At 71.1% G+C, this 6,254-nt stretch carries 5 protein-coding genes; 2 read left to right on the top strand and 3 right to left on the bottom strand.

The window, feature by feature from the left end:
* A partial coding sequence (locus H5J26_RS27215) for an SGNH/GDSL hydrolase family protein (protein WP_181768623.1) occupies positions 1 to 832 on the bottom strand: 832 nt, incomplete at its 3' end.
* Positions 833 to 1,207: 375 nt separating this feature from the next.
* On the opposite strand from H5J26_RS27215, the gene H5J26_RS27210 reads away from it, so the two are divergent.
* Complete coding sequence (locus H5J26_RS27210; protein ID WP_181768622.1) at positions 1,208 to 2,599, top strand: cystathionine beta-synthase; 1,392 nt, start codon at positions 1,208 to 1,210, stop codon at positions 2,597 to 2,599.
* Between the two features lie 515 nt (positions 2,600 to 3,114).
* Here the strand turns inward: H5J26_RS27210 and H5J26_RS27205 are convergent.
* Together H5J26_RS27205 and H5J26_RS27200 are read right to left on the bottom strand one after the other, a co-directional pair.
* Positions 3,115 to 3,546, bottom strand: coding sequence for a hypothetical protein (locus H5J26_RS27205; protein WP_181768621.1), 432 nt, complete (start codon positions 3,544 to 3,546; stop codon positions 3,115 to 3,117).
* Positions 3,547 to 3,556: 10 nt separating this feature from the next.
* Entirely contained in the window at positions 3,557 to 5,047 is a 1,491-nt protein-coding gene (locus tag H5J26_RS27200) for a purine-cytosine permease family protein (protein ID WP_181768620.1), read from the bottom strand.
* A 186-nt stretch (positions 5,048 to 5,233) separates the two neighbouring features.
* Here H5J26_RS27200 and H5J26_RS27195 point away from each other — a divergent pair, with 186 nt between their 5' ends.
* Positions 5,234 to 6,088, top strand: a complete 855-nt coding sequence (locus H5J26_RS27195; RefSeq protein WP_181768619.1) for a MurR/RpiR family transcriptional regulator — start codon at positions 5,234 to 5,236, stop codon at positions 6,086 to 6,088.
* Positions 6,089 to 6,254: the final 166 nt, after the last annotated feature.

The following is a 6,254-nucleotide window of genomic DNA, read 5'->3' as shown; positions in this document are numbered from 1 at the left end:
GCCACAGGCCCAGCGAGGCGCACAGGGTCGGCAGGACGGCCATGGCGGCGGTCGCGTAACCCTCGGCTGAGGGGTGGTAGTTGTCGGGTCCGAAGAGTTCGCGCGGGTGAGCCGCGAACTCCGGGCCCAGCAGGTCGCCGAGGGAGACCGTACGTCCGCCCTCCTCGACCACGGCGATGGTCTGCGCCGCCGCCAGCTGACGGCTCAGCCGGCGGGCGACCCAGCGCAGGGGCTGGCCGACCGGCTCGATCGAACCGAGGTCGGGGCAGGTGCCGACCACGACCTCGCATCCGGCGGTGCGCAGCCGTGCGACGCCGTCGGACAGCAGACGCACGGCACGGGACGGGGGCATCCGGTGCGTGACGTCGTTGGCGCCGATCATGATGACGCAGACGTCCGGGGCGAGGTCGAGGTCGTGCTCGCTCAGCAGCAGCGTGACCTGACGCTCCAGGTCGTCGGACTGGGCGCCCGGCAGGGCGACGTTGCGCAGCTCCACCGGGCGTTCGGCCACAGCGGCGAGCGCCGAGGCGAGAAGGGCTCCGGGCGTCTGCCGTGGACGGGTCACGCCCTGCCCTGCGGCAGTGGAGTCGCCCAGGAATCCGAGCCTCACCGGGCGCCCGTGATGCTGCCCGGCGAATGCGGAGCCGTAGAGTCCGTCGGCCGGCGGTGGCTCGTCGTCGGAGCCACCGATCTTGCGCTTGGCGAGCTGTGCTTCGGTGAACAGCAGCCCGACCGCGGCCCCGCCGAGCAGGCTGAGTCCGCCGCCCCCGTATGCGGCCGCGGTCGCGATCCGCCGTGCCACTCTTGCGCTCGCCGCCTTCGACATCGGCATTTTTCTGGTCCGCCTCCCGGCTGATGGTTCCGTGCGTGGTGCCTGGTGCGTGGTGCGTGTCCTGTGGTGCGCGGTGCCTGATCCGTTGCGTGTGCACGGTGTTCAGTGATCCAGTTGCGACCAGCTTGCCGCCGCGTGACTGCCGGATCCAGGTGCGAGTGGTGCCCGGGTGCATGAAGAGGCACCCTGGATGGGTAGTCGGTGTGAGCGCCCAGTGCGCGTCCTGTGACGTGCGGGCTCGACGCCCTTAACACTGTGTTGCCCCGTGAGGCCCCGTCTGCAACCTTCGCAACGGGCCTCCGGTGTGCGCGTGTTGCGCAATATGGTGACGGTACGGGCAAGCAACGACGCTGCCCACGGACACGCGGAGACCAGGTGCAGTATCACGAGTCCATGATCGACCTTGTCGGCAACACCCCGCTGATCAAGCTGAACAGCGTCACGGAGGGTATCCGGGCCACGGTTCTGGCGAAGGTCGAATACTTCAATCCCGGCGGTTCGGTGAAGGATCGCATCGCGCTGCGGATGATCGAGGCGGCGGAGGCCTCCGGCGAACTCCAGCCGGGCGGCACCATCGTCGAGCCCACATCCGGAAACACCGGAGTCGGGCTGGCCATAGTCGCCCAGCAGAAGGGATATCGCTGCCTGTTCGTGTGCCCGGACAAGGTCTCCACGGACAAGATCAACGTGCTTCGGGCCTACGGCGCCGAGGTCGTCGTGTGCCCCACGGCAGTGGATCCCGACCACCCGGACTCGTACTACAACGTCTCCGACAGGCTGGTCCGCGAGACCCCCGGGGCGTGGAAGCCCGACCAGTACAGCAACCCCAACAACCCGCGCTCGCACTACGAGACGACCGGTCCCGAGCTGTGGGAGCAGACGGAAGGCCGGATCACCCACTTCGTGGCGGGCGTCGGCACCGGCGGCACGATTTCCGGAACGGGCCGCTATCTCAAGGAGATCAGCGAAGGCCGCGTGCAGGTCGTCGGCGCGGATCCGGAGGGCTCGGTCTACAGCGGTGGTTCCGGGCGCCCGTACCTCGTGGAGGGCGTCGGCGAGGACTTCTGGCCGGAGGCGTACGACCGCGGTGTGGCCGACGAGATCGTGGCCGTCTCCGACAAGGACTCCTTCCAGATGACGCGCCGGCTGGCCAAGGAGGAGGGGCTGCTGGTCGGCGGTTCCTGCGGGATGGCGGTCGTCGGAGCGCTGGAGGTCGCCTCCCGCCTCGGCCCGGACGACGTGGTCGTCGTGCTGCTGCCGGACGGCGGCCGCGGCTACCTCAGCAAGATCTTCAACGACGAGTGGATGAACGACTACGGCTTCCTGGAGGACGGAGAGCCCACGGCCGTACGCGTCGGCGACGTCCTGCGGTACAAGGAGGGCCCGATCCCCTCGCTCGTGCACATGCACCCGGAGGAGAAGGTCGGCGAGGCCATCGACGTGCTCCGCGAGTACGGCGTCTCGCAGATGCCGGTGGTCAAGCCGGGAGCCGGGCACCCGGACGTCATGGCGGCGGAGGTCGTCGGTTCCGTCGTCGAACGCGACCTGCTGGACGCGTTGTTCGCGCAGCGCGCCTCGCTGGACGACCAGCTGGACAAGCACATGAGCGAACCGCTGCCGCACGTCGGCTCCGGCGAGTCCGTGGCCGACCTGATGGCCGTGCTCGAAAGCGCCGACGCGGCCGTGGTGTTGGCCGCCGGAAAGCCGGTCGGCGTGGTCAGCAGGCAGGACCTGCTGGCGTATCTGGCGAGCGGCATAAAGAAGTAGACGGACCGGCCGGGCCCGCGGCGGCTGCTGCCGATCGTCGCGGGCCCGGCCGGCTGAACACGGGCCGCCTTCGGGCGGCTGCCTCCTGGTGACGGACGCGCGGACCGGGCGCTCGTGCGCCAAGAGGCGTTCGCGGTCGCTCAAGCTGCCTGGCGGAGAAGGGGAGTTCCTCCGATGCGGTCGCCGGCAGCCGAGCGGCGTCGACGGACGGGCGCTCAGGGCCTGCCACTTCGGCGTCCTGAAGTGGACCGCAAGTGTCACCGTCCCGAAAAGCGCGGTTAACACCGCTCCCGCACAGTGGAGTGTGTCGGCGTCGAGGAACTCCGGAGCGGCTCCCGGACCTCATGGACGCCCGGACGCGACCGGTCCTGACCGGCGCGCATCCCTGCGGGGGGCTGCCGTCGTCCCGCCCCGGTGCCAGCACCGGGGTGCGGCAGCCCCCCGCACCACCCCGCTCCCCGTCGGGCCCCCTCCGCGACAGCGGACAGAGCGGCAGCTGTACGTGCGCGCGCCGCTCAGTCCCAGTCGCTGTCCCGCTGTTGGTCCTTCGTGCGGTTGGAGCTGAACCAGGAGCGGTTCGCCTGCACGGCGTTGACCGCGACGATGCCGCCCCAGCACACCAGCAGTCCCGGCAGGCCGGTGTTGACCGCGGCGATGGCCGACAGCGGCACGGCGAGGACCAGCGAGGCGGCGGCCAGGAACCGTGCGCCCATGCCCTCCGGGTAGGAGGGGGAGCCGCCCGACTGCGGGCGCGTGCCGCGGGCCGCGACCATCTGCTGCTCCGCCATCTGGCGGCGCATCCGTTTGTCGACGACGGTCTCGAGGCGCTGGTCGATCTTCTCCAGGAAGGAGGCGATCAGCTCCTCCTCGTACTCCTGGCCGAGTTCTCGGCGGGTCTGAAGAGTCGCGTTGAGTTCTCGCGTCAGCTCGGGGTCGCGGGCGTCCATGAACGGAACGCTACGCTCGCGGACCGTCTCCGGCAGTGGTGCTAGCCCCCGTATCGGGCTCGGCCTGGGCCCCCGGTCCGGCGTCGGGTCCGCCCCTCGCGTCCGGCGTCGCGTCGACGCCGAGGATGGTGCGGGGCGGGACGTGCGAGGTGTCGCGGCGCGCGAGCAGCCAGTAGAGCAGTGCCGGTACGGCCAGCCCGACGATCCAGGAGACGTCGGCGCCACCCAGCGGCTCCACCAGCGGGCCGGTGTAGAAGTGCGTGACGAGGAACGGGAGTTGGGCGAGGAGCCCGATCACGTACACGGACAGCGCCTGCCATCGCCAGGCGCCGTAGCGGCCGCGGGGGTCGCTGAGGGCGGGCAGGTCGTAGCGCTCCTTGGCGATCAGGTAGTAGTCGACGAGATTGATCGCGGACCAGGGGGTGAACGCGGTCAGCAGGAAGAGCAGGAAGTCCTTGAACGAGGTGAGGAAGCTGTCCTTGCCGATCAGGGCGACCGCGCTGCCCGCCACCATGATCGCCCCGATGTACGCGGCGCGGGCACGCTGCGAGAGCACCGCCTGCCCGCGGAAGCCGCTGACGCTGGTGACCATCGACATGAAGCCGCCGTAGGTGTTCAGCACGTTGATGGTGAGCTTGCCCAACGCGATCACGAAGTAGAGCCCGGCCGCCACGGCTCCGGCACCGCCGAGGCCGACGACGTACTCCACCTCGTGCCCGATGAAGCTTCCGCCCGCGGCGGCCGCAGCCAGCGCCCCGAACGTCATCGACCACTGCGAGCCCAGTCCCGTGCCGGCCAGCGTCCACCAGAACGTGGCGCGTGCCGAGGTGGAACGCGGCAGGTAGCGGGAGTAGTCGGCGACGTACGGACCGTAGGCCAGCTGCCAGGAGGCGGCCAGCGCGACCGCGAGGAGGAAGACGGGGAGGTCGAAGGTGCGGTCGGCCAGCAGCGTGCCGAGGTCGGCGCGCTGCAGGAGGCGGGCGCCGAGGTAGAGGAAGGCGAGCGCGCACACCAGGGACGCGAGACGGCCGAGGGTGTGGATGAGGCGGTAGCCGACGGCGGCGCCGGTCCCGGTGACGAGGGCGAAGATGACGATGCCGGGTGTCTCACCCAGACCCGTCAGCTGGCCGACGGCCTGCCCGGCCAGCACGCTGCCGCTGGCGAAGAAGCCGACGTACATCACGATGACCAGAGCCAGCGGGACGATCGCACCGCGGACGCCGAACTGCGCCCGGGAGGAGATCATTTGAGGCAGGCCCAGCTGGGGTCCCTGCGTGGAGTGGAGGGCCATCACGGCGCCGCCGAGCACGTTGCCGAGGGCGAGCCCGAGCACCGCCCAGAAGGCGCCGGATCCGAATACGACCGCGAGCGCGCCGGTGATGACCGCGGTGATCTGCAGATTGGCGCCCAGCCACAGGGTGAACTGGCTGAAGGCGGTGCCGTGCCGTTCGTCGTCCGGCACGACATCGATCGAGCGGCGTTCCACGAGGGATGTGGCCATGGTGCTCCTGCCTTCCGTTCCCTGGCCTGGTGAGAGCCCTCTTGCTCGGCTGCATATAGTCATGCACAGTCGTTCGGTAGTGAATAGATGTCAATGGGACGGATGTGAAGCTCCGGTGCGTACCGCGGTCCCGCTTCGCCCGTCCACCCGGTCGGCGAGGCTCGCCGGGAGCAGGAGGAGGACGGGATGAGCAGCGCGAGCGCGCGGTTGCTGAAGCTCTTCGAGGGGCACCGGCTCACGCCGACACAGCGCCGCATCGCGCACTGCATGGTGCGGCAGGCCGCGGACGCCCCGTTCCTGTCCAGCGTCGAGCTGGCCGAGCTGGCCGGGGTGAGCCAGCCCTCGGTGACGCGCTTCGCGGTCGCGCTGGGCTTCGACGGCTACCCGGCGCTGCGGAGGCATCTGCGGGACTCGGCCCCCGAGGCGGGCACGGCCCGCTCGGCCTCCGAGGACGCCGAGCCCGACCCGTACAACACCTACCAGCAGGCCGTGCAGGAGGAGATCGACAACCTGCGGCACCTGGCCTCGCTGCTCGCCGATCCGGCACCGCTGGAGCGGGCGGGCCGTCTGCTCGCGGCGAGCCCGGTCCTTCCCGTGCTGGGCCTGCGTGCCGCGTCGGCACAGGCACGCGGCTTCGCCTACTTCGCGGCCAAGGTCCATCCGGACGTGCGGCTCCTGGACGAGGGCGGCTCCATGCTGGCCGACCGCCTCGATCTGTGCGCACGTGCGGGGGCCGACGTGCTGCTCTGCTTCGCGCTGCCCCGGCACCCCAAGGAGGTCGCCGACGGGCTCGCGCACGCGCGGGCAGCGGGGCTGAAGGTCGTCACAGTCGCCGACAGCGCCTTCGCCCCCGTCGCCCACCCCGAGGACCTCCTGCTTCCGGCGGCCGTCGGCACGGGGCTCGCCTTCGACACCGCATGCGCGCCCATGCTGCTGGGGCGCGTGCTGCTGGAGGCCATGTGCGACGGGTTGCCCGAGGCGCAGTCCCGGCTCGAGGAGTTCGACGCGCGGGCCGCGGAGCGCGGGCTGTTCCTGGAGTGAACCCCGCCGCCCGGGGCCCGCGCTCCTGCGGCGTCACGCGGAGGCCGGGCAGCCGCCGCTCGTCTCCCTCCCGGGCGGATCCGTGCTCCGGTACGGGTCGCGGCCGAGGAAGGCGACGAGCCGGTCGCTCGGGTCGGCCTCCGCCGGGACGGTCAGCGGCGGCCCG

This window comes from Streptomyces albidus (ex Kaewkla and Franco 2022), assembly GCF_013870515.1.
Classification (GTDB): domain Bacteria; phylum Actinomycetota; class Actinomycetes; order Streptomycetales; family Streptomycetaceae; genus Streptomyces; species Streptomyces albidus.
This window is presented reverse-complemented; position numbering and strand designations above follow the sequence as displayed.

Excerpts from the sequence above, each read along its gene's own strand:
- H5J26_RS27205 (WP_181768621.1), bottom strand. The coding sequence starts at position 3,546 with ATGGACGCCCGCGACCCCGAGCTGACGCGAGAACTCAACGCGACTCTT.
- H5J26_RS27200 (WP_181768620.1), bottom strand. The coding sequence starts at position 5,047 with ATGGCCACATCCCTCGTGGAACGCCGCTCGATCGATGTCGTGCCGGAC.
- H5J26_RS27195 (WP_181768619.1), top strand. The coding sequence starts at position 5,234 with ATGAGCAGCGCGAGCGCGCGGTTGCTGAAGCTCTTCGAGGGGCACCGG.